This is a genomic window from Streptomyces sp. NPDC051286 (assembly GCF_044455345.1).
Lineage (GTDB): Bacteria > Actinomycetota > Actinomycetes > Streptomycetales > Streptomycetaceae > Streptomyces.
The window spans coordinates 1-1,742 of sequence record NZ_JBITER010000147.1; the positions used below are offsets into that span (position 1 = coordinate 1).

Genomic DNA, 1,742 nt, shown 5'->3' on the forward strand with positions numbered 1-1,742 from the left:
GCCAACGCCCGCGAGGAAATCCTGTGCGCTGCTTTCGCCCAAATCCTCGGCCTGGAGAGCGTGGGCGTGGACGACGACTTCTTCCGGCTCGGCGGCAATTCGCTCCTTGCTGTGTCGATGGTCGAAAACCTGCGACAGCAAGGCGTGCCGCTCGCCGTGCGGGCGTTCTTTCAGGCACCGACGCCCGCCGGTCTCGCGGCCGTGGCCGGTGCGGAGCAGATGACTGTGCCGACGAACGCGATTCCCGCGGGCGCGGTGGAGATCACTCCGGAGATGCTGACTCTCGTCGAGCTGTCCGCCGCCGAGATTGAGCAGGTCGTCGCCCATGTGGAGGGAGGCGCCGCCAATGTCGCGGACATCTATCCCCTCGTTCCCCTGCAGGAGGGACTGCTCTTCCACCACCTCCTCGGAGGCGAGGGCAAGGACGACGCCTACGTGACTCCGACCGTGCTGACGTTCCGGTCGCGGGAGCTCCTGGACGCGTTCGTGGACGCGTTGCAGCGGGTGATCGACCGGCATGACGTCTTCCGGACGGGCATGGTGTGGGCGGGACTGCGGGAGCCCGTGCAGGTGGTGTGGCGCACAGCGGTCCTTCCGGTCCTCGAAGTGGAACTGGACCCGCGAACCGTGGACCCGGCAGCCGAGCTCGTGGCCATCGGCGGCCGGTCGATGGACCTGCGACGGGCACCCCTCGTCGACGTACATGTGGCTGCCGAGCCGGGTACGACCCGATGGCTGGCGTCGCTGCGCATGCACCACATCGTCCGGGACCAGACGACGCTGGACGTGGTGCTGGAGGAGATCGAGGCGTTCCTCGGCGGGCGGGGCGACCGGCTTCCCGAACCACTGCCCTTCCGGGACTTCGCGGCGCGGGCCCGCGGCCAGGTGGACCGCTCCGAGCACGAGCGGTTCTTCGCAGACCTTCTCGGCGACGTCGACGAGCCGACGGCGCCCTTCGGGCTGACGGACACACGTGGGGACGGCGGCGACGCGGTCCACGCGCGGGTGGAGCTGGAAGCTTCGCTGGCTCAGCAGGTGCGAGAGGTTTCTCGGCGGCTGGGTGCCAGTCCCGCGACGCTGCTGCATGTGGCCTGGGCCCGTACGCTGGCGGCGGTCAGCGGCCGGGACGACGTCGTGTTCGGCACGGTGTTGTTCGGGCGGATGAACGCCGGTGCGGGCGCGGACCGGACGCCTGGACCTTTCATGAACACGTTGCCCGTTCGCGTACGGGTCGACGAACTGGGCGCCCTGGCCGCGGTCGCCGCCATGCGGGCGCAGTTGGCGGGGCTGCTTGAGCATGAGCATGCGCCGTTGGTGGTGGCGCAGCAGGCCAGCGGCGTGCCGGCGGACCTTCCCCTGTTCACGTCGCTCTTCAACTACCGACACAGCGCCGGTGGGGACCCGGAGCCCGGTACCGCCTTGGACGACGTCGAGATCGTGTTCAGCAGGGAGCGCACGAACTTCCCCGTGTGGGCCGCGGTCGACGACGACGGCGACAACATCGGGCTGGCAGTGGACACGGCACCGTCGGTGGACCCGGCCGCGGTGTGCGAACTGCTGCACACGACGGTGAAGGGCCTCGTCGCCGCACTGGAGGAGGCGCTGGACTCCGGGACGGACGTCCCGCTGAGCACGGTTCGGGTGGTGGGTGCTGAGGAGCGGCGTCGGGTGTTGGTGGAGTGGAACGACACGGGTGTGGTGTTCGGGGGGTCGACGCTGCCGGGGTTGTTTGAGGCGCAGGT

At 69.7% G+C, this 1,742-nt stretch carries 1 protein-coding gene; it reads left to right on the top strand.

The features are described 5' to 3' along the window. Positions 1-1,742, top strand: a 1,742-nt coding sequence (locus tag ACIBB8_RS37860; RefSeq protein ID WP_398959951.1) for a condensation domain-containing protein, incomplete at both ends; no start/stop codon positions are given.